Source organism: Sphingomonas qilianensis (assembly GCF_039614825.1).
Lineage (GTDB): Bacteria > Pseudomonadota > Alphaproteobacteria > Sphingomonadales > Sphingomonadaceae > Sphingomonas > Sphingomonas qilianensis.
This window is the reverse complement of the sequence record NZ_JBDIMF010000001.1, coordinates 529730-554679: the sequence shown is the minus strand read 5'-3', so window position 1 is coordinate 554679 and position 24950 is coordinate 529730. Positions and strand designations below refer to the sequence as shown.

25 protein-coding genes and 1 pseudogene are annotated in these 24950 nt (G+C 65.4%); 11 read left to right on the top strand and 15 right to left on the bottom strand.

From position 1 onward, the window contains the following. Positions 1-38 precede the first annotated feature (38 nt). Positions 39-638 (top strand): annotated as a pseudogene (locus ABC969_RS02700) (CPBP family glutamic-type intramembrane protease); the annotation flags it as partial. Positions 639-912: 274 nt separating this feature from the next. Here ABC969_RS02700 and ABC969_RS02695 read toward each other — a convergent pair. Genes ABC969_RS02695 through ABC969_RS02675 form a run of 5 tightly spaced genes read right to left on the bottom strand, consistent with a single transcriptional unit; the run spans position 913 to position 6730 of the window. Continuing rightward, a complete protein-coding gene (locus tag ABC969_RS02695; protein WP_345862784.1) occupies positions 913-2421 on the bottom strand; it encodes a S1C family serine protease in 1509 nt (502 codons plus the stop codon). Beyond that, positions 2418-2819, bottom strand: coding sequence for a type II toxin-antitoxin system VapC family toxin (gene vapC, locus ABC969_RS02690; protein ID WP_345862782.1), 402 nt, complete (start codon positions 2817-2819; stop codon positions 2418-2420). The genes ABC969_RS02695 and vapC overlap by 4 nt, the downstream gene beginning before the upstream one ends. Further along, positions 2816-3007: a type II toxin-antitoxin system VapB family antitoxin gene (locus ABC969_RS02685; protein ID WP_345862781.1), complete on the bottom strand. Its 192-nt coding sequence runs from the start codon at positions 3005-3007 to the stop codon at positions 2816-2818. Before ABC969_RS02685 ends, vapC begins: the two co-directional genes overlap by 4 nt. A gap of 48 nt (positions 3008-3055) precedes the next feature. After that, positions 3056-5227, bottom strand: a complete 2172-nt coding sequence (locus ABC969_RS02680) for a primosomal protein N' (RefSeq protein ID WP_345862780.1) — start codon at positions 5225-5227, stop codon at positions 3056-3058. Between the two features lie 48 nt (positions 5228-5275). Further along, positions 5276-6730 carry a diguanylate cyclase domain-containing protein gene (locus tag ABC969_RS02675; protein ID WP_345862778.1) on the bottom strand — a complete coding sequence of 485 codons (1455 nt, stop codon included), beginning with the start codon at positions 6728-6730 and terminating at the stop codon, positions 5276-5278. 132 nt (positions 6731-6862) lie between these two features. Between ABC969_RS02675 and ABC969_RS02670 the strand changes: the two genes are divergently transcribed. After that, positions 6863-7744 (top strand): tyrosine recombinase XerC, encoded by an 882-nt coding sequence (locus ABC969_RS02670; RefSeq protein WP_345862777.1) that lies wholly within the window; start codon positions 6863-6865, stop codon positions 7742-7744. 8 nt (positions 7745-7752) lie between these two features. On the opposite strand, the gene ABC969_RS02665 is transcribed toward ABC969_RS02670, so the two are convergent. The 4 genes from ABC969_RS02665 to rsmI form a co-directional block, all read right to left on the bottom strand. After that, positions 7753-8355, bottom strand: a complete 603-nt coding sequence (locus tag ABC969_RS02665) for a DedA family protein (RefSeq protein ID WP_345862776.1) — start codon at positions 8353-8355, stop codon at positions 7753-7755. Positions 8356-8468: 113 nt separating this feature from the next. Next, entirely contained in the window at positions 8469-9422 is a 954-nt protein-coding gene (gene gshB, locus ABC969_RS02660; RefSeq protein ID WP_345862774.1) for a glutathione synthase, read from the bottom strand. 139 nt (positions 9423-9561) lie between these two features. Further along, on the bottom strand, positions 9562-9915 hold the full coding sequence (locus ABC969_RS02655; protein WP_345862773.1) for a YraN family protein: 354 nt from the start codon (positions 9913-9915) through the stop codon (positions 9562-9564). After that, the gene (gene rsmI, locus ABC969_RS02650; protein WP_345862771.1) at positions 9912-10745 is read right to left on the bottom strand and encodes a 16S rRNA (cytidine(1402)-2'-O)-methyltransferase; all 834 of its coding nucleotides are present in this window, start codon (positions 10743-10745) and stop codon (positions 9912-9914) included. Before rsmI ends, ABC969_RS02655 begins: the two co-directional genes overlap by 4 nt. 11 nt (positions 10746-10756) lie before the next feature. On the opposite strand from rsmI, the gene ABC969_RS02645 reads away from it, so the two are divergent. After that, on the top strand, positions 10757-11959 hold the full coding sequence (locus tag ABC969_RS02645; protein WP_345862769.1) for a penicillin-binding protein activator: 1203 nt from the start codon (positions 10757-10759) through the stop codon (positions 11957-11959). Positions 11960-11995: 36 nt separating this feature from the next. Here ABC969_RS02645 and hemW read toward each other — a convergent pair whose 3' ends face one another. After that, entirely contained in the window at positions 11996-13168 is a 1173-nt protein-coding gene (hemW, locus tag ABC969_RS02640) for a radical SAM family heme chaperone HemW (protein WP_345862768.1), read from the bottom strand. Positions 13169-13206: 38 nt separating this feature from the next. Here hemW and ABC969_RS02635 point away from each other — a divergent pair, with 38 nt between their 5' ends. The 4 genes from ABC969_RS02635 to hisN all read left to right on the top strand — a co-directional run bounded on the left by ABC969_RS02635 (position 13207) and on the right by hisN (position 16754). Continuing rightward, positions 13207-13749, top strand: coding sequence for a CAP domain-containing protein (locus tag ABC969_RS02635; protein WP_345862767.1), 543 nt, complete (start codon positions 13207-13209; stop codon positions 13747-13749). A gap of 282 nt (positions 13750-14031) precedes the next feature. After that, the gene (locus ABC969_RS02630) at positions 14032-14823 is read left to right on the top strand and encodes a DeoR/GlpR family DNA-binding transcription regulator (RefSeq protein ID WP_345862766.1); all 792 of its coding nucleotides are present in this window, start codon (positions 14032-14034) and stop codon (positions 14821-14823) included. 15 nt (positions 14824-14838) lie between these two features. After that, positions 14839-15978 (top strand): MFS transporter, encoded by a 1140-nt coding sequence (locus ABC969_RS02625; protein ID WP_345862765.1) that lies wholly within the window; start codon positions 14839-14841, stop codon positions 15976-15978. After that, the gene (gene hisN, locus ABC969_RS02620) at positions 15942-16754 is read left to right on the top strand and encodes a histidinol-phosphatase (protein ID WP_345862764.1); all 813 of its coding nucleotides are present in this window, start codon (positions 15942-15944) and stop codon (positions 16752-16754) included. The genes ABC969_RS02625 and hisN overlap by 37 nt, the downstream gene beginning before the upstream one ends. 148 nt (positions 16755-16902) lie before the next feature. On the opposite strand, the gene ABC969_RS02615 is transcribed toward hisN, so the two are convergent. The 3 genes from ABC969_RS02615 to ABC969_RS02605 form a co-directional block, all read right to left on the bottom strand. After that, positions 16903-17298 (bottom strand): VOC family protein, encoded by a 396-nt coding sequence (locus ABC969_RS02615; protein ID WP_345862763.1) that lies wholly within the window; start codon positions 17296-17298, stop codon positions 16903-16905. Then, entirely contained in the window at positions 17295-17837 is a 543-nt protein-coding gene (locus ABC969_RS02610) for a DUF3617 domain-containing protein (protein WP_345862762.1), read from the bottom strand. Before ABC969_RS02610 ends, ABC969_RS02615 begins: the two co-directional genes overlap by 4 nt. 86 nt (positions 17838-17923) lie before the next feature. After that, positions 17924-18742 carry a ferredoxin--NADP reductase gene (locus ABC969_RS02605; RefSeq protein ID WP_345862761.1) on the bottom strand — a complete coding sequence of 273 codons (819 nt, stop codon included), beginning with the start codon at positions 18740-18742 and terminating at the stop codon, positions 17924-17926. A 232-nt stretch (positions 18743-18974) separates the two neighbouring features. On the opposite strand from ABC969_RS02605, the gene uvrB reads away from it, so the two are divergent. The 3 genes from uvrB to ABC969_RS02590 all read left to right on the top strand — a co-directional run bounded on the left by uvrB (position 18975) and on the right by ABC969_RS02590 (position 21763). Beyond that, positions 18975-21176 (top strand): excinuclease ABC subunit UvrB, encoded by a 2202-nt coding sequence (gene uvrB / locus ABC969_RS02600; protein WP_345862759.1) that lies wholly within the window; start codon positions 18975-18977, stop codon positions 21174-21176. A gap of 114 nt (positions 21177-21290) precedes the next feature. Next, positions 21291-21545, top strand: coding sequence for a type II toxin-antitoxin system HicA family toxin (locus ABC969_RS02595; RefSeq protein WP_345862757.1), 255 nt, complete (start codon positions 21291-21293; stop codon positions 21543-21545). Continuing rightward, a complete protein-coding gene (locus ABC969_RS02590) occupies positions 21542-21763 on the top strand; it encodes a type II toxin-antitoxin system HicB family antitoxin (protein ID WP_345862755.1) in 222 nt (73 codons plus the stop codon). The genes ABC969_RS02595 and ABC969_RS02590 overlap by 4 nt, the downstream gene beginning before the upstream one ends. Before the next feature lie 141 nt (positions 21764-21904). On the opposite strand, the gene ABC969_RS02585 is transcribed toward ABC969_RS02590, so the two are convergent. Further along, complete coding sequence (locus ABC969_RS02585; RefSeq protein ID WP_345862754.1) at positions 21905-22312, bottom strand: PRC-barrel domain-containing protein; 408 nt, start codon at positions 22310-22312, stop codon at positions 21905-21907. A gap of 50 nt (positions 22313-22362) precedes the next feature. Then, positions 22363-23631, bottom strand: a complete 1269-nt coding sequence (locus tag ABC969_RS02580; protein ID WP_345862753.1) for an MFS transporter — start codon at positions 23629-23631, stop codon at positions 22363-22365. 114 nt (positions 23632-23745) lie between these two features. Between ABC969_RS02580 and ABC969_RS02575 the strand changes: the two genes are divergently transcribed. Then, positions 23746-24261 carry a hypothetical protein gene (locus tag ABC969_RS02575; protein WP_345862751.1) on the top strand — a complete coding sequence of 172 codons (516 nt, stop codon included), beginning with the start codon at positions 23746-23748 and terminating at the stop codon, positions 24259-24261. The last annotated feature ends 689 nt before the right edge of the window (positions 24262-24950 follow it).

The window sequence follows — 24950 nt, the reverse complement described above, 5'->3', positions numbered from 1 at the left end:
GGCAGCGTCCTACGGCACGGTTTCCAAAGGGGAATGCGATGCTACCGTCCGAACCGACCACGCCGCCCAACAGCCTCGTCTGGCGCATCATTCATTTTCCGCTCGTGCTGCTCGTGCTGGGCCTGGTGACGGTTGCGGCGGCGAGCACCCTGGCAAGCGCGATCCGGCCGCTGTTTCCCGCCGAGCAATCGGGGCCGCTGGCGATCGTCTTCGCGCTGCTCGTCGCGGGGATCTTCATCGGCGTCTATACGCTGTTCGTGCGCTGGATCGAGCGGCGACCTGTTTCCGAGTTTAACGGGCGCGGCTGGTGGTGCGAACTGGGGGCCGGGGTGCTGGCCGGGCTGGTGCTGTTCTCGATCGTGCTCGCGATCATCGCGGCGCTGGGCGGCTACCGCGTGATCGGCACCAATCCGGCGACCGTGCTGTATCCCGCGCTGGCGATCGCCATCTCTTCGGGGGTGATCGAGGAGATCGTGCTGCGGGGGTTGTTCTTTCGCCTGATCGAACAGCTGGCGGGGAGCTGGATTGCGGTGGCCCTGTCGGCCGCGTTGTTCGGCGCGCTGCATCTGCTCAACGCCAATGCCACCTGGTTTGCCGGCGTGGCGATCGCGCTGGAGGCCGGGGTGATGCTGGCGGCGCTGTATATGGTGACGCGGCGGTTATGGGCGGCGATCGGGCTGCACGCGGCGTGGAATTTGGCGCAGGGCGGGATTTACGGCGTGGCGGTATCGGGCTTTGCCATGGGCGGGCTGTTACGCCCGATGATCACCGGGCCGGATCTGTTGACCGGCGGCCGCTTTGGCGCGGAGGCGTCGCTGCCCGCGATCATCGTGTGCACCGCGTTCGGCATCTTCCTGCTGGTGGTGGCGCACCGCCGCGGGCGCGTCGTCGCGCCGCTATGGTGCGCCGGCGTCAAGGCGCCGATTTGCAGGAATAAACGATCCGTTCGTTGGGCAAGGGCGGCAGCGCGGCGCGGATCGCCGCCTGTTGCGTGGCGAGATTGGCGCGCGCGGCGATATCGGGCACGCAGGTCTTGACCGTCACCTGGCTGCGGATCTTCCGCGCGGCGTCCATCTGGGCCGAACTGAGCAGATAGCGCGTGTTGGTGTAAAGCTTGGTCGCCGGATCGAATTGCAGCACGGAGACGGTCTGATCCTGCGACGGCACCAGGATGCGATCCCATTTGCTGCCATTCTCGGCATATTGCGTGCGCCCGTTCATGCAGCCGTCTTCCTGCCAATCGAGGTTGACGTCGGCGAGCGAGGAGACGGTGACGCGGCTGCGCTGCGGCAGCACGGTGCACACCAGCTTGCCGAGCGCGGCATCGCTGTTGACGGTCGGCGCGATGGGTGAGGCAGCGGGGGGCAGCATCGGCTCGCCGCTCGGGCGCGTGACGAAGATGGCGAGCGCGGCGACGAAGGCCAGCGCGCTGCCGCCGGCGACCCACAACGCCGCCGGGCGATGCCCGCGCAGCTCGAAGAAACCCGCAGCCCCCAGCGCCAGCACGGCGATGGCGAGCAGCACCGCGGCCAGCGCGATGAAATTCTCGCGTGTGCGCTGCGCCTCGTCGCGCGCCTTGATCAGCGCGGCGGCGCGCTGCTCGGCGGCCTTCGCGACCGCATCGTTGCGCGCGCGCGTGGCCTCGGCAGCGGCCATCGCCTCGGCGTCATTATCCTGGCGCAACTGATCGGCGATGCTGGTGCACGGCGTGCCGACGGCGGCGAACGGCTGGCCGGCGGCGCGCAGAAAGGTGCTGAGCTCGACATCGGCGATGGCAAAGCCGAAGCTGGTATCGCCCTCCTCGCCGCGGGTCAGCGCGGAGTTGACCCCGATCACGCGGCCGCAGGGATCGAGCAACGGCCCGCCCGAATTGCCGCGCGCGATTCCCGCAGTATGCAGCAGCACCTGCGCGTCGGCCATCGCGCGGCGGCCGGAGAACACGCCTTCCGAGCGGATCGGGGAGAGCGGGCGGATATAATCGGCCGAGGAGCGCGCGGTGGCGAGATCGACATTGCCGGGATAGCCGAGCGCGGTGACCGAACTGCCCTCGTCGAACGGGCCGGTATACAGCGCGAGCGGGGGAAGGCTGATGCCCTCGAATTCGATCAGCGCCAGATCACGCGCGGCATCGATCGCGATCACCTTGCCCTGAAAGGATTTCTCGCCCTCCGAAGGCACTATGCCGATCACGACATTGTCGGGATGGCGCGCGGCCAACTCGACGACATGCGCATTGGTGACGATGCGATTGGGCGCGACGGCAAAGCCGCTGCCATGGCCAAAGCCGACCACCTCGTCATCCACCACCGCGATGGTGACCACGCGCACCACGCCGCGCGCGGAGGCCGAAATGTCGTCGGCGCGGGCGGGGGCGGCCAAGCCGAGGAGCAGGAGAAGCGGCAGCAGCCAGCGGATCGTCATGCCGCGTCCATAGCCGAAATAAGGCCCAGATGCGCAACGAATGGATCGAAATCTCGGTCACTGTAGAGCAGGTGGTGCTGGTCCATGATGCAGCGGGTGGCGATCAGCGTATCGATGCTCTTGCGGACGGTGATACCGAGCCCGCGCAGCGCGCGATAATTGCGGGCCGCCTGAACGGCGACCGCCTCGCCGACGATATCGACGATCGGCCAGGCACCGAGTTGAAATAGCGCACGATCGAATGTTCGGTCGTCCGATATGCCCTGCAATACCTCAGCCAGGATGAGGTCACCCGTAGCGAGACGATTCGAGCGAATGACTTGGATGAGTAGATCGGTCTGCGGGGTATCCTTGTCGCGAAAGAAATCGATCCATACGCTCGAGTCGACCAGGATCATCCATCAGTTCGCATTGCGTCCAGATCACCTTCCCAGCCGATGCCGCGGAGCGACAACAGGCCCTCCTGTCGCTGGAGCTGCACGGCTTGACGAAGCGCCAGTTCAACGGCTTCTCGCTGAGTCTCCACACCAAAGCCTTTGCGTGCTTCTTCAACGAGTTGCTGATCGATTACCATATCGGAAAGCATGATATCCATCCAAGCGTGAACCAAGAATATAGCACCGTGGGTGACAGCTCACAAGAAACTGTACGGATCCACGTCCACCGTAACCCGCACCTTATTCGACCAATCGAGCTTGCCGAGCCAGGCGCGGATCACGTCCTGCACGTCGAGCGCGCGGCGCGCGTGGATCAGCAGTCGGAATCGATGGCGGCCGCGCAGCATGGCGAGCGGGGCGGGGGCGGGGCCATAGGTTTCCATCCCCTCCAGCTGCGGCGCAGTGCGCCCGATCAGCGTGGCGGTCTCGTGCGCCGCCGTTTTGTCCTCGCTCGATACGACGATGCCGGCGAAGCGGCCGAACGGCGGCGCGCCGGCCTCGCGGCGCGATTCGGTCTCGGCGGCGTAGAACGCTTCGGCATCGCCGGTGATCAGCGCGCGCATGACGGGCGCGTCGGGGCTGTGCGTCTGGATATAGACATGGCCCGGCTTGGCGCCGCGCCCGGCACGCCCGGCCACCTGCATGATCTGCTGAAAGGTCCGCTCGCTGGCGCGCAGATCGCCGCCGTTCAGGCCGAGATCGGCATCGATCACGCCGACCAGGGTGAGATTGGGAAAGTGATAGCCCTTGGTGACGAGCTGCGTGCCGACGACGATATCGATATCGTGCGCTTCCATCCGCGCGACGAACTCCGCCGCCTTGGCCGGCGACCAGATCGTATCCGAGGTGATCACCGCGGTGCGCGCGTCCGGGAACAGCGCCTTGACCTCGTCGGCGATGCGCTCCACGCCCGGGCCGACGGCCACCAGCGTATCCTCGTTGCCGCACTCCGGGCAGGCGCGCGGGGTCGGCTCGAGATGCCCGCAATGATGGCAGGTGATGCGCTGGATCAGCCGGTGCTCGACCATCCAGGCGGTGCAATTGGGGCATTGGAAGCGATGCCCGCAGGTGCGGCACAAGGTCAGCGGGGCATAACCGCGGCGGTTGAGAAACAGCAGCACCTGTTCGCGCCGGCCGAGCGTCTCTTCCATCGCCTTGACCAATGTCGGCGCGATCCAGCGGCCGCGATCGGGCGGGGTCTGGATCAGATCGATCGGCTCGATCGCGGGCATTTCGGCGGCGCCCCAGCGGCCGGGCAGCTTGAGCTCGGCATAGCGGCCCAGCGCGACTTGCTGGCGCGTCTCGATCGCCGGCGTGGCGGAGGCAAGGATCACCGGGCAGCTTTCGAACTTGCCGCGCATCACGGCAACGTCGCGCGCGTGATAATGCACGCCTTCTTCCTGTTTGAAGCTGGTTTCATGCGCTTCGTCGACGATGATCAGGCCGAGATTGGCATAAGGCAGGAACAGCGACGAGCGCGCGCCGACCGTGACCAACGCCTGCCCGGTGGAAATCGCGCGCCAGGCGCGGCGGCGTTGCGAACTTCTCAGCCCGGAATGCCAGGCGATCGGCTCGCACCCGAAGCGCGCGGTGAAGCGCTTGAGAAACGGCTCCGTCAGCGCGATCTCCGGCAGCAGGACCAGCGTCTGCTTGCCCGCGCGGATGGCGGCGGCGACCGCCTCGAAATAGACTTCGGTCTTGCCCGAGCCGGTCACCCCATCGAGCAGGGTGGGGTGGAATTCATGCGCGGTGACGGCGGCGACGAGCGTGGCGGATGCGGCCCGCTGATCGGGCGACAGCGCGGGCTGGTGATGATCGGGATCGGGCAGCGGATAGGGGCTGTCGATATCGACCTGCAGCGCCTCCAGCGCGCCGACCTTGACCAGCCCGCGGATCACCGCGTCGGACACGTCGGCGACGGTGGCGAGTTCGCGGATCAAGCCCTGCCGATCGCCGATCCGCTCCAGCGCCTGTTCGCGCTGCGGCGTCAGCCGATCGGGCAGCTCCCCCGTGGCACGATATTCGGTGATCGTCTTGACGCCCTCCAGCGCGGAGGAGGAGGGCATCGCCATGCGCACCACCGCCGCGGCGGGCGCGAGATAATAATCAGCGGTCCATTCGATCAGCCGGCGCAACGGATCGGCCAGCGGCGGCACATCGACCCGCCCGACCAGATTGCGCAGCCGATTATCCCCTACCTCGGCATCGGAGGGCATGCGGTCGGGCTCCCACACCACGCCGAGCAACTGCCGGGGCCCGAGCGGGGCGATCACGATCGAGCCGGGCTGGACCGCCATGCCGTGCGGCACGCGGTAATCCAGCGGCCCGAGCGCGGAATTGAGGACGAGGACACGGGCGCGGGAGGACATGCCGCCGTATATGGCTTTGCCAGTGGCCGGAGGGAAGGGAGCGGAGCGTCAGACGGCCATTGCGGTCGGCGAGGCAAAGGGCTGGGCCGTGCCGCGCCGCGCGCGTTTGGCAGCATACAGTGCCATATCGGCGGCGTGCATCAGCTCGCGAAATGTATCGACACTCGGGCCGGGGCTGGCCGAGCCGATCGTCCCCGAGACAGGCAGGAGGACTTCGCTCAACTCGACCGGGGCACCGAGCTGCTCGAGCAATTGTGCGATCACCGCCGGCGCGTCGGCGACCAGTTCCGGATCGGTCAGCAACAGTGCGAATTCGTCGCCGCCAAGCCGCGCGGCGAAGCTGTCTTTGAGAAACGGCGCGTTAAGTCGCTGCCCAACCGCGCGCAGCACGTCGTCGCCGGCGAGATGGCCGAACGTATCGTTGGTCGCTTTGAAATCGTCGAGGTCGATAAGCAACAGCACCAGTGGGCTGCCGCCGCGCGCATCGCGCAGCGCGGCTTTCAGCACACGATTGAATTCCGCGCGATTGGCGATTTGCGTGACTTCGTCCGTGCTGGCGGAGCGGCGGAGCTTGCGTTCGACATGATAACTGTCGGAAATATCCTGGAAGACGCCAGCGACGGCGGCCGGGCGGCCCTGTTCGATTTCCAGCTCACCTGAGGCGCGCATGCGCCGGCGACGACCGCGTGCCGTGACAAAATCCAGCTCGATGTCGAACGCCTCGCCGGTCTCGATCGTGCGTGCCAGCGCATCGCTGGCGATGGCGCGATCGCGTGGCGGATAGAAATCGAGCGCGGCGGTAAGATCGGGGCGCGCGCCGCGATCCAGTTCGTGGATGCGATACATGCCATCCGACCAATCCAAGGTCTGGCTGGCCAATTCGAGCCGCCACGATCCGATCTTGGCCAGTCGCTCGGCCTGTCCGAAGACGCGCTCTTGGCGGCGCAGGACGCGTGATTGGCGCTGCGCGCTTTCGGCGATTGATACTGCTTCCAGCGCCGTGCCGCGCGCGGCGATCAACGCTTCGGCAATCGACGCCATATGCATGAGCGCCGCGATCTGCGCGGCGCACAGCGTGCGCGGCTTGGTGTCGACAATGCACAGCGCACCGATGGCATGAGTGCCATACGCGTCCGAAACTCGGATCGGGGCGCCGGCGTAGAAGCGGATCCCCACCTGGCCAGCGACCAGGGGATTGTCGGCGAAGCGCGGGTCGTTGGCGGCATCGGTAACGACAAACGCGTCGTCGCCGCGGATTGCATAATCGCAAAACGCCACGTCGCGACCGGTCTGCGTGCACTCGATGCCAACCTTGGCCTTGATCCATTGGCGATCGCGATCGACCAGGGTGATTAGCGATACGGGGCAATCAAAGCGTTGTGCGGCCAGCCCCACCAATGCGTCGAAGGCCTTCTCCGGCTCGCTGTCGAGCAAATCCAGCGCGTGAAGCGCACTGAGACGGCGTTCCTCATCGGTAGGATAGAATGTGGAGATGTCGGACACGGCGTTCATCACCGTATAACTATGATACTAAGGTTAATTTTCGGTCATTATTTCGTTTCGATGACGTTTTGACCTTCTCTTCCTGCCGCGCGTGCGGCTCGCACTGTCGATGGCGCGCTGCTACCATGAGGCATGATACCGACCATTTTAGCCTGGGAGCAGCATCTCGCCCACAACCGCCGTCGTTCGGTCCATACCGTGCGCGCTTACGTCGCGACGGCTCATCGGTTGGTCGTCTTTCTGGGCGAGCATTGGGGGGGCGCGGTATCGACCGAGCAGCTGGCCGGGGTGACGGCGGCAGATCTGCGCGCCTTTTTGGCGTTTCGGCGCACCGCTTTGGGCAACACTTCCGCCGCGCGTGAACTGTCGGCGGTGCGCGGGTTTCTCGATTTTGCGGTGGGCGTGGGGGCAACGCCGCGGCTCAGGGGGCCACGCGTCAAGCGGGGCGTGCCGCGGCCCGTGTCCCCGGATGAAGCAGTGGCGTTGGCGGAGGACGTCGCGGAAAGCGCCGCCGAACCCTGGCTCGCGGCGCGCGATTGGGCGGTGTTGATGCTGCTTTATGGTGCCGGCCTGCGCATCGGCGAGGCGCTCGCGCTGACCGGCGCGGTGCTGCCATTGGGCGCCACGCTCAGCGTGACCGGCAAGCGCGCCAAGACGCGCATCGTGCCCCTGCTGCCGCAAGTGCGCGAAGGGATCGAGACCTATGTCGCGCTCTGCCCGTGGCCGATCGAGCGCAACGTGCCGTTGTTTCGGGGGGCCAAGGGCGGCACGCTGGATGCGGCGCTGATCCGCCGTTCGGTCCAGGCGGCGCGGGGGCGGCTGGGGCTGGGCGATCGCACCACGCCGCATGCCCTGCGACACAGCTTCGCGACGCATTTATTGGGGCGCGGGGCGGATCTGCGCGCCCTGCAGGAGTTGCTGGGGCATGCCAGTCTGAGCTCGACGCAGATCTATACGGCGGTGGATGCGGCGCACCTGCTCGACGTCTACCGGAATGCGCATCCCCGGGCGTAACGGCGTGATCAGCTGGCGCGCGGTTTCCAGGTGAACACGCGGTAGAAATAATAGCCGATGATCACGACGGTCAGCGCCACCGCCGATGGCCCGACATAGCGATCCAACTGCTCGAAATTGGTCCCGAGATAATAGCCGGCGCCGGCCAGAATACAGTTCCAGATCACGCTGCCCGCGGCGGTGGCCAGGGTGAAGCGCCAGTGCGGCATGCACGCCATGCCCGCGGGGAGCGAGATGATCGTGCGCCCGGCGGGCATGAAGCGCATGAAGAACACCACCCATTGCCCGTGGCGCTGAAAGAAGCGGTGGAGCTTTTCGACCTCTTCCCAATCCATCGTCAGCCAGCGGCCATGACGATTGACGAACGGCTTGAGCCGCTGATAGCCCAGCCGCCGCCCGATCTCGTACCAGAAATAATTGCCCACCACGGTGCCGGCGGTGCCCCACAGGATCAGCGGTACGAGCTCCATCTGCCCGCGCGCCACGGCCAGGCCGCCCAGCCCCATGATCACTTCAGAGGGAATTGGCGGGAAAATATTCTCCGCCGCCATGAGCAGGAAGATGCCGAGATAGCCACCCCAGGCGATCAGATTGATGATGAGTTCGGTCATGAAAAGACACTACCCCCGTCATGCCGGACTTGTTCCGGCATCCAACGTGCCGCGCACGCACCAGCGGCGTGGTTCGCGGCACGTTAGACCCCGGACCAGGTCCGGGGTGACGGTCAGTTGCTCGCCACTTTCGCCTCGATCGCCGCCCAGATCAGCGCGGCCGTATCCGTCCGGTTGAAGCGATCGATCGCGACGATGCCGGTGGGCGAGGTGACGTTGATCTCGGTCAGCCATTTGCCGCCGATCACGTCGATGCCGACGAACAGCAGCCCGCGGCGTTTGAGTTCCGGCCCGAGCACGCGGCAGATCTCGATTTCGGTGTCGGTGAGGTCGGTCTTTACCGCCGAGCCGCCGACCGCGAGATTGGAGCGGATTTCGCCTTCGCCGGGCAGACGATTGATCGCGCCGGCGATCTCGCCATCGATCAGCACGATGCGCTTGTCGCCCTGCGCCACATCGGGGAGGAACGCCTGGATCATGTGCGGCTCGCGCCACGTCATGTTGAATACTTCGATCAGCGCGGAGAGGTTGGCGCCGTCCGCGCCGATCTTGAAGATCGCCTTGCCGCCATTGCCGTGCAGCGGTTTGATGACGATTTCGCGGTGCTTGGCGAGGAACAGGCGGGCCTCGTCCAGGCTGCGCGTGACGAGCGTGGGCGGCATGAACTGCGGATAATCGAGCACGAAGACCTTTTCGGGCGCGTTGCGCACGCTGGCCGGGTCGTTCACCACCAATGTCTTGTGCGCGATGCGCTCGAGCAGATGCGTCGCGGTGATATAGCCGAGGTCGAACGGCGGATCCTGCCGCATCAGCACGACATCCGCCTCGTCGCCGAGATCGAGGTTGCGCGGGGTCCGGAAGCTGAAATGATCCCCGACCACGTTCTGCACGGTCACCGGATGCGCCCTGGCCCAGACGCGGCCGTCGGCATAGTTCAGGTCTTCGGCTGAATAATGAAACAAGGCGTGGCCGCGCGTCTGCGCCGACAGCATCAGCGCGAAAGTCGAATCGCCGGCAATATTGATTGAAGCGATGGGGTCCATCTGGACGGCGACGGTAAGCGGCATGCGATTTCCCCATCTGCGCGTCACCCCAGCGCAGGCTGGGGTCTTCCAGTTCGAGCCGGACGCTCGCCCCCGAGAGACCCCAGCTTGCGCTGGGGTGACGGATTTGTTGGAGGCGATGTAGGAGCGCCGGTGGCGATTGTCACCCGATCCAGGCATTCTCGATATGCCGTGGGCGCGTGCCCGGCGCGATCAGGATGACATCGACGCGGATGTCATCGCCCGGCCCGGCATAACGCGGCATCAGCACCTCGGCCGCAGCGGCGACGCGCGACAAGCGGCGTTCGTCGATCGCGAAATCGAGTTCGGCGGCGGTCTTGCGCAACTTCACCTCGACGAACGCGACGAGATTGCCCTTGCGCGCGACCAGATCGACCTCGCCTGCCGGCGTGCGCACGCGGCGATCCAGAATGCGCCAGCCCTTGAGCCGCAACCACCATCCGGCCAAACGCTCGCCGCGGCGGCCCGAGGCTTCGGCGACGCGACGGTCTCTCATCCCTTCAACTCCAGCGCCCGGGCATAGAGCGCCTTGCGATCGACGCCGAGCTTCTTGGCCACTTCGCTCACCGCCTTGGCCATCGGCAGTCGCGTCAGCGCTTCGCTCAGCGCGCTGTCGGCATCATCGGCGCTGGCCGGCGCGGCCTCGCCGGGCGGGGCGATGACCACCACGATTTCGCCCTTGGGCGGCGCATCGGCATAGCGCGCCGCCAGCTCGACCAGCGTGCCGGTTACCGCTTCCTCGAACCGCTTGGTGATCTCGCGCGTCACCGCCGCTTCGCGCGCGCCCAGCTCCTCGGCCAGCGCGGCCAGCGTCGCGCCCAGCCGCGGCCCCGATTCGTATAGCACCAACGTCGCGCGAATCGCCGCCACCTCGGCGATCGCGGCGGCGCGCGCCTGCGCCTTGGGCGGCAGGAAGCCGAGATAGAGAAAGCGATCGGTGGGCAGCCCCGCCAGCGTCAGCGCGGCCACCGCGGCGCACGGCCCGGGAATCGTCACCACGTTATGCCCCGCGGCGCGTGCATCGCGGACCAGTTTGTAGCCGGGATCGGAGATCAGCGGTGTCCCCGCGTCCGACACCAGCGCCACCGCCTCGGTGCCCATGCGCGCGATCAGCCCGGGGCGGACGCCCTCGGCATTGTGATCGTGATACGGCGTCATCGGGCGTTTGACGCCGATATGGCGCAGCAGCTTGGCCGTCACGCGGCTGTCCTCCACCGCGATGACGGCCGCGCCGGCCAATACTGCGGCAGCGCGCGGCGAGAGATCGCCGAGATTGCCGATCGGGGTGGCGACGATGTAGAGGCCGGGTGTTAGGTCAGGGTTCATAGGGAATAGTCATGGCAGAGGCCGCATCGATACCGCAACGGGGCAGCGTGCTGTTTCGCATCGTCGCGCTGGCGAGCGCCTTGGCGTTGGGGGCCTGCCAATCGGTCGTCCCGCGCGGTCCCGCGCCGATCAAGCGCCCGCCCGTGTCACGCCCGGCCCAGACGGGACCGGCACCAATCGACCAAGGCATTCCGGCGGATACCGCGCGGCATCGCATTGCCTTGCTCGTGCCGATGAGCGGAGCGAACGCCGGCGTCGGGCAGAGCCTGAACAACGCGACGCAGCTGGCGCTGCTCGATACGCGCAACGAGCGCATCCGCATCACCACTTATGACACCGCCGCGCTGGGCGCGGCCGGCGCGGCGCAGCGCGCCATTGCCGAGGGCAACCGGCTGATCCTCGGGCCGCTGCTCGCCGAAGACGTCAAGGCGGTGGCGCCGATCGCCAAGCGCGCGGACGTGCCCGTGGTGAGCTTTTCCAACGATGCCAGCGCGGCGGGCAACGGCGCGTATCTGATGGGCTATGTGCCGGGCCAGTCGATCGCCCGCGTGGTCGATTATGCGCGCGGGCAGGGGATCAGCGCGTTTGCCGGGCTGGTGCCCAACGGCCTGTATGGCGAACGCGCCTCGACCTCGTTCTTGCGCAGTGTGGAAGGCGCGGGCGGCCAGGTCGTGACGCTGCAGACCTATGATCGCGCCACCGGATCGATCGCCGCGGCGGTCTCGCGCATGGCGCGCAATTCGCCCTATCAGGCGGTGCTGATCGCCGATGGTGGCAACAATGCCGCTGCGGCGGTGCCGTTGCTGCGCCGGGGCGGCGGGGCGAGCGCCAAGGTGCTCGGCACCGAATTGTGGAATTCCGATTCGTCGGTCACGGCCAAGCCGGCGCTGAACGGCGCCTGGTTCGCCAGCGTGCCGGATACTCTGTACCGCCAATATGCCGCGAAATACCGCGCCCGCTTCGGCACCGCGCCGTTCCGGCTGTCGAGTCTCGGCTATGATGCGGTGCTGCTCGCGGTGCGCATCGCGCGCGATTGGCCGCTCGATACGCGCTTCCCCGAGGATCGCTTGCATGATCGCGGCGGGTTCGGCGGGATCGACGGCGCGTTCCGCTTCGGCCGAGACAATATCGCCGAGCGTGCGCTGGAAGTGCAGGAAATCCGCGGCGGCACGACCGTGACGGTATCGCCGGCACCGGGCGGCTTCGCGAAGTAACGAGATAGAAATGCCCCTCCCCGTCAGGGGAGGGGCTTAAGATGCTTTTGCAACCTCGTTTATCTTCACGACGATCGGCAGGATTGCGTCGAGCAGCAGCATGCCCGCCTCGGTCACGATCAGGCGATCGCCCGCGCGCCGGGCCAGGCCCTGTGCCGCTAGCTTCTCCAGCGCGGGCAGATCGATCAGCTCGGGGATCGTTGTTTCCCCTAGCCGCGCGATGCGCGCCAGATCGACGCCTTCGCGCAGGCGTAGCCCCATCAGCAGCGCCTCGGTGGCGCGCGCCGCCGGGGTCAGCGGCTCTTCCAGCTCCATGCCGTGCTGGTTGCGCGCCACGGCGGCCAGGAAATTCTCCGGCTTCTTGCGCCGCGCGGTGGCCAGCCCGCCGCGCCGGCCATGCGCGCCGGGGCCGATCCCGGCATAATCCTGATAGCGCCAGTAAACGAGATTGTGCCGGCTCTCCGATCCCAGCCGCGCATGGTTCGAGATCTCGTAGGCGGGCAGCCCGGCGGCGGCGGTGATCGCGCGCGTCGCTTCGAACAGATCGGCGCCGCGATCGCCATCGGGGATGACGATGCGGCCGGCGGCGGCTTCGGTGGCGAAGCGCGTGCCCGGCTCGATGGTCAGCTGATACAGCGACAGATGCTCGGTGCCGAACGATAGCGCACGGCTCAGCTCGGCTTCCCAATCGAGCAGCGTTTGATCGGGACGGGCATAGATCAGATCGAAACTGACCCGCTCGAACGCCGCCTGCGCCGTGTCGAGCGCGGCCAGCCCTTCCGCCACGTCGTGCGCGCGGCCGAGAAATTTCAGCGCCGTGTTATCCAGCGCCTGCAGCCCGAGCGACACGCGATTGACGCCAGCGGCCGCGATATCGGCAAAGCGCGCCGCCTCCACCGAGGAGGGATTGGCCTCCAGCGTGATCTCGATATCATCGGCAAAGGTCCACGCCTTGGCCGCTGCGTCGATGATCGCCGCGGTCGTTGCGGGCGGCATCAGCGAGGGCGTGCCGCCGCCGAAGAAAATCGAGCCCAGCGTGCGGCCGGGCAAAGCGGCGGCCTCATGCGCCAGATCGGTCAGCAGCGCCGCGCGCCAGGCTTGCTGATCGACGCCGTCGCGGACATGGCTGTTGAAATCGCAATAGGGGCATTTGGACACGCAGAACGGCCAATGGACGTACAGCGCCAGCGGTGTTTCGGCGGGGTTCATGGGGGCGCCCTATGCTCGCCTCGGCAAGGAGAATAAAGATGCGACCGCTATTACTGGCGCTGCTGCTGCTCGCCGGTTGCTCGAACGGGCCCCGGCGCGTGGTTGAGGAACGTGCCTTCGCCGGCGATGCGCCGCGCGGCGATGCGCTGCTGCGCACCACGATGATCGAGGCGCATAATCGCGCGCGCGCCGCGGTCGGCGCGGCGCCGCTGGCCTGGGATGCGATGCTCGCGGCGGACGCGCAACTCTATGCGCTGGAGCTCGCGCGCACGCGCCGCTTCGCGCATTCCACCGGCGTGCGCGGGGCGGTGCCCGAGGGCGAGAATCTATGGACCGGCACGCGCGGCGCCTACACCTATGCCGAGATGATCGGCCATTGGCTGGCCGAGCGGCGCTTCTATCGCCGCGGCATCACGCCCGATTTCAGCACCACCGGCAAGTGGCAGGATGTATCGCATTACACCGAGATCATCTGGTCACGCACCACGCGCTTCGGCTGTGCGATGGCGCGCAACGCGTCGGACGACTATCTGGTGTGCCGCTATACCCCGCCGGGGAACGTGGTGGGGGAAGTGCCGTGAGCGGGCAACGCTAGCGCCCGGTGACACCTCTCTCATGGGGAGAGGATAGTAAGGCTTGGCTCGCCATGATGATCGCCCGGAACTGCAACCCAGGGCAGTTTTCGGCTCACACTCCGTAGATGGTCTCAACGCAGCAGACGCACGAGCGTTGAAACCCAAGCCAAGATCGGTGCGACGGACGCCGATGTTCATTCTTCGCCCCTGGATCAGCGGGTGCGCGTTTCTGCACGTTGTTAATATTATATTCTTGTTTGTGCACGTTCATGGAGCTAGGGAGAGCGGATGCCAAATGACATCCCGTCGAACCGTCGCGAAATGATCCTTGCCCGTCTCTCCGCTGGGCACGCAGTTCGTTCAGGCGCGCTTGCTGAAGAGTTCGGCCTTTCCGAGGATGCGATCCGCAGAGATCTGCGCGGCCTTGCCGCTGAAGGCTTATGCCGCCGAGTTTATGGTGGCGCATTGCCTGTCGTCGAGGGGGCCACCCCAATGGCCGAGCGCGTTGGCGAAGACGTGCACAGAAAGCAGGCGCTTGCCGCCGCCGCCGCTCAATTCATAGAATCTGGCAGCTTCGTCTTCCTGGATAACGGCAGTTCCACGCTCGCACTCGTCGAGACGCTGCCTCCAGACTTGAATTTTACCATCGGCACAAGTTCGATTACGATCGCTGCCGGGCTCCAGCATCGCGACGACATTGATCTGCTGATGGTGGGCGGGGTTATCGATCGCATGGTTGGCGGTGCCGTCGATGGCACGGCGATCGAGGCGATCTTGCGGCTCAACATCGATTTGTGTGTCCTCGGCGCGTGCGCACTGTCCGTCGAGGGGGGCGTTAGTGCGTTCGACATGGCCGATGCCAACTTCAAGCGGGCATTGGTTGCACGTAGCCGCAAGACGATCGTCCTCGCGACGAACGACAAGCTCGGTCAACAAGCCCCACATCGGATCCTCGGTGTCGATGCCGTTACCCATATTGTTATCGAGCATGACGCGGATGTCGGCATGGTGCGCGATCTGACGGAAGCCGGCGCGACCATTGCGCACGCCGACCCGCAAGGCCCCAGCGGCCAGCCCTAATCCGAGGATTCATCAATGACCAATTCGCGTTCCGGCGCGCGCCTTGCGACGCGCCAGGCCTTTCTCGTGTCTGGTTTCGGGCTCGCTTGCTGGGCGCCACTCGTTCCGCTTGCCAAGGAGAGACTGGCCATCGGGGACGGATCGCTCGGGCTCCTGCTCCTCTGTCTCGGGCTTGGCTCCGTCGCCGCGATGCAGCTTGCCGGGCCGCTGACGTCCAAGCTCGGCGCGCGACCCGCGATCCTCGTCGGCGGCATCGGGCAGGCGATCCTACTGCCCTTTCTTGCCTTCATGCCTACGGTGCCCACCATGGCGGTCGCGCTGCTGCTGTTCGGCGCGTTCCTCGGCGTGATCGAAGTCGGCATGAACGTGCACGCGGTCGAAGTGGAAAAACAGGCCGCCCGGCCGCTGATGTCCGGGTTCCATGGGTTGTTCAGCGTAGGCGGCTTCGTCGGATCAATGCTGCTGACGGCAGTCCTGTCGATGGGGATCAGTCCGATCACCGGGGCCGTCACGGCATCGGTCCTGATGATCGCGACGCTTGCGTTGGCCGCGCCGCAGCTGATCCCGACCCCCAGGACCGAGCAGGCTCCGCTGATCGTGGTCCCGTGCGGCATCGTGATCCTGCTCGCGGCGCTTGCTGCTATAACCTTCCTGACCGAAGGCGCGATGCTGGACTGGGGGGCGTTGCTGCTGAGTAGTAAGGGCTTGCTGCCGGTGACGCAGGCGGGGCTGGGCTACAGTGTCTTTGCGGTGGCGATGACCGTCGGTCGCCTGACCGGCGACGCGATGATCGCCAAGCTGGGGGATCGGCGGACGATGCTGTGGGGCGGCCTGCTGTCGATCGTCGGCTATGTCGTCATGCTGCTGGCACCGGTCGCACCGGTGGCCCTGTTCGGGTTCCTGCTGATCGGTCTTGGCGCCTCGAACGTCGTACCCATCCTTTTCCGCCAGGCCGGCTCGCAAACCGTGATGCCGGCGGGCCTCGCGATCGCCTCGGTCACGACGATCGGGTACGCCGGGATCCTCGCCGGCCCCGCAGGTATCGGTTTCCTCGCCGAGGTCATCGGGCTGCCCGCCGCCTTCTGGTTGCTCACCGCCCTCCTGTCCCTCGTGCCGCTGTGCGCGAAGGCCGCCACCTCACACGGGTGCAAGTGATGACACTTCCTGACGCTGCTTTCCTGCACCGTCTCGCCGATCTTGCCGATGCCGAGACGATGCCCCGCTACCGCGCCGACATCGCGGTCGATAACAAACCGAAGGAGGGTTACACCTTCGACCCCGTGACCGAGGCGGATCGTGCGGCGGAGGCCGCGATCCGCGCAGAAATTAGCGCGCATTTTCCCGATCACGCCATCCTCGGCGAGGAACTGGGGCTGACCGGGAGCGGGCGCTTTCGCTGGGTGCTCGATCCGGTCGACGGTACCCGCCCGTTCATCTGCGGTTTGCCTGTCTGGGGCACGTTGATCGGGCTGACGGTCGACGGACGTGCCGAGCTGGGGATGATGAGCCAGCCTTTCACGCGCGAACGCTTCTGGGCCGATCGCGAGGGTGCCTGGACGCAGCGTGATGGTATCCGCCGACAGCTGACAACGCGTGACGTTGGCAGCCTTGATCGTGCCATCCTGCACACCACCTCGCCCGAGCAAATCGGCGAGGGCCTCGCCAATGGTTTCGAGCGGTTGAAAGCGGCGGTGCGGATGACCCGCTATGGTGGCGAATGCTACGCGATGGCGATGATCGCCGCGGGACGTATCGACCTGGCGATCGAACCCTCACTTCAACCGTATGACATTGTCGCACTGATCCCGATCATCAAGCGCGCAGGCGGCATTGTCACACGCTTGGACGGCGGTCCGGCCGAAGAGGGAGGTGCGGTGGTGGTAGCGGCCACTTCAGCGCTACATGCCGAAGCGTTGCGCATTTTGATTTAGCCGCTTCCTTGAACGGGAAAGAACCCTCAATTGCAGTTCCGGGCGATGATCATTGCGAGCCGCTTCATCAACCCGCCTAAGTAGCGATTCGCTCCGCTAAGCCTTCATACCTCTCCCCATGGGAGGGGGAGCATCTTGGTGGCCGGCGCTATTCATCCCCGATGCGATAGACGCAAAATTTGTTGCCATCCAGATCGCGGAAATAGGCGCCGTAGAAGGTCTGCCCGGCCAGCCCGCCGCGCGCACCCGGCGCGCCTTCGTCGCTGCCGCCCAGCGCCAGCGCCCTGGCGTGAAGCGCATCGACCTGTGCGCGGCTGTCGGCGATCAGCGCGACCATCGTGCCGTTGCCGGGATTGGCCGGCCCGCCGTTATACGGCCGGGTGATCGCGAGCATCGGCTTGTCGCGCCCGGCGCCGTACAATGTAAAGCCGCGGGCATCCGGCAGCGTCGTCAGTCGCTTGCCGCCCATCACCGCGGTCAGCCCGTCGTAGAAGACCAGCGCGCGATCGAGATCGTTGCTGCCGAGCGTGGTGTAGCCGATCATGTCCTGCTCTTGGCCGGCGCGGTGCCGGGCTGCGGCGGGGTGAATTCGCCGGGCTTGCATTCGCCGTTGCGTTTCGCCGCCACGTTCATCACGAGCTTGCCGCCATCCGAGGTGGCGCCGACCGATTCGATCGTCAGCTTGATGTTCTGCTCGGTCGCGGTGTTGCTGCCCGCGGCGGAGATTTTCACGTCCTTGCCCTTGTTCTTGCAATTGGCGTTGAAGGCCAGGCTGGAGCCGGAGATGGTCTTGTCGGCGACGGTGCAATTGCCGGCCTGACCGCCCATGTCGGTCAGCTTTTTCTCGATGTCTTCCTGGGCCGAGGCCTCGGGCGTGACGCACACGGTCATCGCGGACACCATGTTCATCATCTGCTGCATCTGCGTCTTTTGCGCCGCGGTGACTCCCGGGCCGGCGAAATCGACGATCTCGATCTTCTGGCTCCAGCTGCCCGGCTGGCGCTTGGGCGGTGCAGAGCTGCTTTCCCCGCACCCGGCGAGCAGCAGGGCGGCGGTGGCAGTGACGGTGGCGGCGATACGCATGGTTGTTGAACTCCCCTAGGGGAGGGAGTGTCCCGTGTTCCGGCGACCGGCGCAACCCCGTTTCGGGTCGCGCCGGGCGCTGGGGATCAATCGACGAAGGCGCGCTCGATCACATAGGTGCCGGGGTTGGAATTCGATCCCTCGACAAAGCCCAGACCCTCGAGCCGTGCGCCAAGCTCGTGGATCATCGCCGAGCTGCCGCACATCATCGCGCGATCGGTCGCCGGATCGAGCTGGTTGGCGCCGCCCAAGGGATGCGAGAACATCGTGCCATCCTCGATCAGCGCGCCGATCCGCCCGCTGGTGTGGAAGGGCTCGCGCGTCACGGTCGGGATATAATGGAATTGCTGCGCCGCTTGCTCGGAGACCAGCGGATCATCCGCCAGAAGCGCGACCATCTCGTCATGATAGGCCAGATCGCTGACGCGGCGCACGCTGTGCACCACCACCACCTGCTCGAACAGATCATAGACCTGCGGATCGCGCATGAGGCTGAGGAACGGGGCCAGGCCGGTGCCGGTGGAGAACATGAACAGCCGTTTGCCCGGCAGCAGCGCATCGGTGACGAGCGTGCCGACCGGCTTGCGCCCGAGATACATCTGATCGCCCGGCTGGATCAGCTGCAGCCGGCTGGTCAGCGGGCCATCCTGCACCTTGATCGAGAGAAATTCGAGCTCCTCGGCATAATCCGGGCTGGAGATCGAATAGGCGCGCATCAGCGGCTTGCCCGTCTCGGTGGGCAGCCCGACCATGACGAATTCGCCCGAGCGGAAGCGGAAGCTGGCCGGGCGATCGACCGCGAAACTGAACAGATGTTCGTTCCAATGCTTCACCCAGCGGACGTCGACGGTGTTGAAGGCGGTATGATCGGGAATCGTGACGGGGGGGCGTTCGAGCGTTGTCATGTGGCGTCCCCTGCCGCGAGGGTGTGCGCCTCTGCAAGATATTTTATGTGGGGGCCGGGATAGATTGGCAGTCGCGCCCCTCTTGCCGTCATCCCGGCGCAAGCTGGGATCTTGATGGGGGGGGCGCCGCGACCGCCCCACCAAGACCCCAGCTTTCGCTGGGGCGACGCTTGGGGGAGGGATGGCCCAAAGGCATGTTGTCGGCGATCGGTCTCCGCCCCATATTCCGACCATGGCAATTCAGATCCGCACCAACCTGGACGAACCCGAAACCGACCAGGCCTTTATCCCGCATCGCCCCAACCGCCCCGACAAGGTCGAAGGCGGCAAGGCGTTTAAGCTGGTCAGCGAATATACCGCCGCCGGCGATCAGCCGACCGCGATCGCCGAACTAGTCGCGCAGACCGAAGGCGGCGAGCGTGATCAGGTGCTGCTGGGGGTCACGGGGTCGGGCAAGACCTTCACCATGGCCAAGGTGATCGAGGCGGTGCAGCGCCCTGCGCTTATTCTCGCGCCGAACAAGATCCTCGCCGCGCAGCTGTACGGCGAGATGAAAAGCTTCTTCCCCGAAAACGCGGTCGAATATTTCGTCTCGTATTACGATTACTATCAGCCCGAAGCCTATGTCGCGCGCTCGGACACCTATATCGAGAAGGAAAGCTCGACCAACGAGTCGATCGATCGCATGCGCCATTCGGCGACACGTGCGCTGCTCGAGCGCGACGACGTGATCATCGTCGCGTCCGTCTCGTGCCTGTACGGCATCGGCTCGGTCGAAACCTATTCGGCGATGATCTTCGATCTGAAGAAGGGCCAGGTGGTCGATCAGCGCGAGATCGTGCGCAAGCTCGTCGCGCTGCAATACAAGCGCAACGACATGGCGTTCCAGCGCGGCAATTTCCGCGTGAAGGGCGACAATCTCGAAATCTTCCCGTCGCATTACGAGGACACCGCGTGGCGCGTGTCGTTCTTCGGCGACGATATCGAGGAGATCGTCGAGTTCGATCCGCTGACCGGCAAGAAGATCGCCACGCTCGAATACGTCCGCGTGTTCGCCAATTCCCATTATGTGACGCCGGGGCCGACGCTCAAGCAGGCGATGGAGGCGATCAAGTTCGAACTCGCCGAGCGGCTCAAGGAACTGGTGCCGGAGGGCAAGTTGCTGGAAGCGCAGCGGCTCGAGCAGCGCACCAATTTCGATCTCGAGATGATCGCCGCCACCGGCAGCTGCGCCGGCATTGAGAATTATTCGCGCTTCCTCACCGGCCGCATGCCCGGCGAGCCGCCGCCCACATTGTTCGAATATCTGCCCGAGAACGCCTTGCTGTTCGTCGATGAAAGCCATCAGACGATCGGCCAGATCAACGGCATGTCGCGTGGCGATCACCGCCGCAAGATGACGCTGGCCGAATACGGCTTCCGCTTGCCCTCGGCGATCGACAACCGCCCCTTACGCTTCAACGAATGGGACGCGATGCGCCCGCAGACCACCTATGTCTCGGCGACGCCGGGGCCGTGGGAGATGGAGCAGGCCGGCGGCGTGTTCGCCGAACAGGTCATCCGCCCCACCGGGCTGATCGACCCGCCGATCGAGATCAAGCCGGTCGAGGAACAGGTGCAGGATCTGATCGTCGAGGCGCGCAAGACCGCCGAGGCCGGCTATCGCACGCTCGTCACCACGCTGACCAAGCGCATGGCCGAGGATCTCACCGAATTCATGCACGAGGCGGGATTGAAGGTCCGCTACATGCACAGCGATGTCGAGACGCTCGAGCGTATCGAGCTGATCCGGGATCTGCGCCTGGGCGTGTACGACGTGCTGATCGGCATCAATCTGCTGCGCGAGGGGCTCGATATTCCCGAATGCGGGCTGGTCGCGATCCTCGATGCCGACAAGGAAGGTTTCCTGCGCTCCGAAACCTCGCTGATCCAGACGATCGGCCGCGCCGCGCGCAACGTCGATGGCCGCGTCATCCTCTATGCCGATCGCATCACCGGCTCGATGGAGCGCGCGATGAACGAGACGGAGCGCCGCCGCGAGAAGCAGCGCGCCCATAACGAAGCGCACGGCATCACGCCGACGACGATCAAGCGCAATATCGGCGACATCATCAAGGACGTGTCGAACCGCGATCAGGTGACGATCGAGATCGACGAGGATCGCCCGCACATGGTCGGGCACAATCTGCGCGCCTATATCGAGGATCTGGAAAAGCAGATGCGCGCGGCGGCGGCCGATCTGGAGTTCGAAACCGCCGGGCGGCTGCGCGACGAGATCCGCAATCTGGAACAGGAGGAGCTGGGCCTACCGGTCGATCAGCAGAAACCGCCGGTGATGGGGCGCAGCAACGAGGGCAAACCGGGCACGCGCAAGACGCGCTATGGCAAGAGCCAGAAGTTCAAAAGTAGCCGCCGCAATGGCGCGGCGTCGTGATGTTGTTACCCTGGTCGAAATATCGTTTCAAATAATGGCTTGCCGAGCCGAGCCGAGCCGACACGACGGGCGGTCAGGCTTACGACTCGGAATTCAAACTGCTAAATCGGCGGAATGACGAAGACCGCCAAGCTCTACGCGTGGATAATTGCCAACCCCCGGGCATCGATACTTTTTCGCGATTTTGAGCGGATAATTATTGCATTCGGCTTCACGCACGTCCGCACCACCGGCAGCCACAGGCAATACGCACGGCCTGACGTCCCCTACACGATCACTGTTCAGCCGCGTGGCAAGGATGCCAAAAGCTATCAAATCGGGCAGTTCATCGCTATATGCCGCGAGTACAAGCTGACACTGGATGAATGATGTCGCCTCGATACCACATTGATCTTTTTTGGCATGATCCGGATGAATGCTGGATCGCTAACGTGCCCGATCTCAAAACTTGTTCGGCGCACGGCGATACGCCGGAGCAGGCGCTGGCCGAAGTACAGGTTGCAATGCAGGGCTGGCTGGAGATCGCAAACGACATGGGCTTTGCCATTCCGCAGCCCCGCTATCGTCCAGCCAAATTCGCTGCGTGATGCTATGGCGCGCGTCCGTATAGGTCAGCTGACGCCATCGCCCGAATGGTGGGTCCATCTGCGTTCACAAAAGCGTGTATTCTGGAAGGCGGAACGCAAGGCGCAGCGCTTGGACGCTCTGGAAACGCTCCGAGGGATCGATCAGTAGCTCGACGGCGGTGGCGCGTCCGAGATGAAGCCGTCGATGCTCAGATCTTCCTTGGCCGAGCCATAATAGCTCGCCACGCGGTCGGCATAGGCCTGGTCGAACACCGGCGCGCTGTTGGCCCAGCTCGGGCCGCCTTCCAGCACGCGGCGGTCGATCGTCACGACATAGGCATCGGCCGCGGGATCGAATGACAACAGGCTGAACGGCAGCGGGTAATAAGCCTTGCCCATGCCCAGAAAGCCACCGATCGTCAGCACCGCATACATCGCCTGGCCCGTGCGCTTGTTGACCATGAAGGCATAGACATGGCCAAGTTTGTCGCCATCGCGGCTCTTCACCGCCATCGTGTCGGCCTTGTTCGACTGGATCAGCAACTGGGTGGGTTCTGCGGAGGTAGCCATGATGATGTCCTTTATATCGCTATCGTAACAGGCGAAGCGCCGCGCGGTTCCTAATCTTCCTCGATCAGGCTGGTGCGCTTGGTTTCGGGCAGCAGCAGGAAGGCGATCGTGGCGAGCCCTAGAAAGGCGGTGACGTACCAGTAGAAGCCCGCCTCGACGCCGGCCTGTTTGAACCACAAGGCAACATATTCCGCCGTGCCGCCAAACGCCGCATTGCCCAGCGCATAGGGCAGGGCGACGCCCAGCGCGCGGATATGCGCAGGGAACAGCTCCGCCTTCACCAGCGCGCTGATCGAGGTATAGGCGCTGAGCAAGGTCAGCGGGATCAGGATGATGGCGAACGCCACCAGCGCACTTTTCTCCACCGCCAGCGCGCTGAATACCGGCACCGAGACGATCATCCCGCCGATGCCGAAGAAGAGCAGCATCGGCCGCCGCCCGAAGCGATCGGCCAGATGGCCGAACAGCGGCTGGGCCAGCATGAACAGGATCAGCGCCGCGGTCATGATCTGCGTCGCGGTCTGCACGGCAAAGCCGCTGGTGTTGACCAGGAACTTCTGCAGATAGGTGGTATAGGCATAAAAAGTCAGCCCGCCGCCCGCGCTGATCACCGCAACCAGCAGGAATTCGCGCGGACGCGCCTTCCACAGCGCGGCCAGCCCCGATTTGGGCCGATCGGCCGCCATGTTGGTGAAGGACGGCGTCTCCGCCAGCCGACGGCGCAGCACATAGACCAGCAAGGCGAGCAGCGCGCCGATGACGAACGCGATGCGCCAGCCCCAGGCGGCCATGTCCTGATCATTCAGCAGCGCGTGCAGCGCCAGCGTGACCGCCAGCGCCGAGAGCTGCCCGCCGATCAGCGTGACATATTGGAAGCTCGACCAGAAACCACGATTCTTGCGCGTGGCCATTTCCGACAGATAGGTCGCGCTGGCGCCATATTCGCCGCCGACCGACAGGCCCTGCAGCATCCGCGCCAGCAGCAGGATGGCGGGCGCGGCAATGCCGATCGTATTATAGCCCGGCACGATCGCGATCATCATCGATCCGCCGAACATCAGCCCGACGGACAGCGCCAGCCCCGCCTTGCGGCCATGCGTATCGGCATAGCGGCCCATGATGTACGCGCCGATCGGGCGCATCAGAAAGCCGACCGCGAAGACCGCTGCGGTGCCGAGCAATTGCGCGGTCAGATCGCCTTTGGGAAAGAAGGTCGCGGCGAACACCAGCGACAGCGAGGAATAGGCATACCAGTCATACCATTCGACCAGATTGCCCGCCGATCCGCCGACGATCGCCTTCAGCCGTTTGCCATCCATGGGGCGTTGCCTCTCCTTGTTGGCCTTCAGCCTTGCCGATGCGCGCGATGAAGGGAAGGATTTTGTCGGCGCTCGTGGTTGAGCCGCGCCGCCCAAACGCGCATAGCACCCGCCATGCGTTTGCTTCCCCTCCTCGCCGTCACGCTCGTGCTCGCCAGTTGCGCCGCCGTGCCCAAGCCCCAGCCCGCCGCGCCCCGCCCGGTGCCCAGCTACACCCCGCCGCCGCCGCCGCCCAGGCCGTTGAGCAGCGATTGGCGCGATTGGCCTTATACGCCGGGCGACTGGCGCTATCGCCAGGAGGCGCGCGGCTCGATCGCCGCGTTCGGCGCGGGCGGTGCACCCGTCTTCACGATCCGCTGCGATCTGGCGGCGGGCGCGGTGACGCTGTCGCGCCCCGGCACTGCCGCGGGCCCCGCGACGATGACCATCCGCACCTCCACGCTGCTGCGCGCGTTGCCGCTGCAGGACAGCGCCGACACGCTGACCGCAACGCTCGCCCCGCGCGATCCGCTGCTGGAGGCAATGGGCTTCAGCCGCGGCCGTTTCATTATCGAGCAGACGGGGGCGCCACGGCTCGTGCTGCCGTCCTGGGCGGAGATCGGGCGCGTGACGGAGGATTGCCGCCGCTGATGCCCGTCGCGACATCATCCAAAAGGCGATTTGGGGAGCGTGCCGGCCCATCGTCAGGCGCGTCCGGCAGCCCAGGAATGTCGTCCAAAAACAATTGAAAAACAAGCCTTGTATCGCACTGCAAGATGACTCACATTCCGATGCGTACCCACCGCACGGGTACGGTGTTTCAACAATGCGAAAGGAGGTGATCCGATGTCTCATGGTTCAGCAATGGGGTCGGTTCGGTTCGTTCGGAGGACGCACCGCTAAATTCTTCGGGGTCACCCGTAGGTAACAGGGGCGGGGGGTATTCTCCCCCAGACAACGTCGCCTTTATCGGAATTTAGCGGTTCGCATGGTCCTCCCAGCTGGAGCTTCCGGCCGCTGACCATGTCAGGAGGTTGCCGGGGTGTCGTGAGACCCCCGGCAGCCTCTTTTCATATCTGCTCTAGGGCCACGTGCCGCCGCCGCCATCGTCATCCGGGCACGGCCCGGCACCCGGCTTCTACTTTAGCGTCTCTCTGCTGCGCTGCGCAGAGCCCGGTGGAACACCGCTGCCGTCAACAGCGCTCCCTGAACTGGCGATACCGCGCGATTATGCTGTCCTACAACCGCGCCTTCATGGCATGTTCTTCAGGTATTCCTGCGATCCTGCCCGCCGCGCCGCCCCGCCCTGCCCAACACGGCGCTATGGTGCGCGCGCTTCA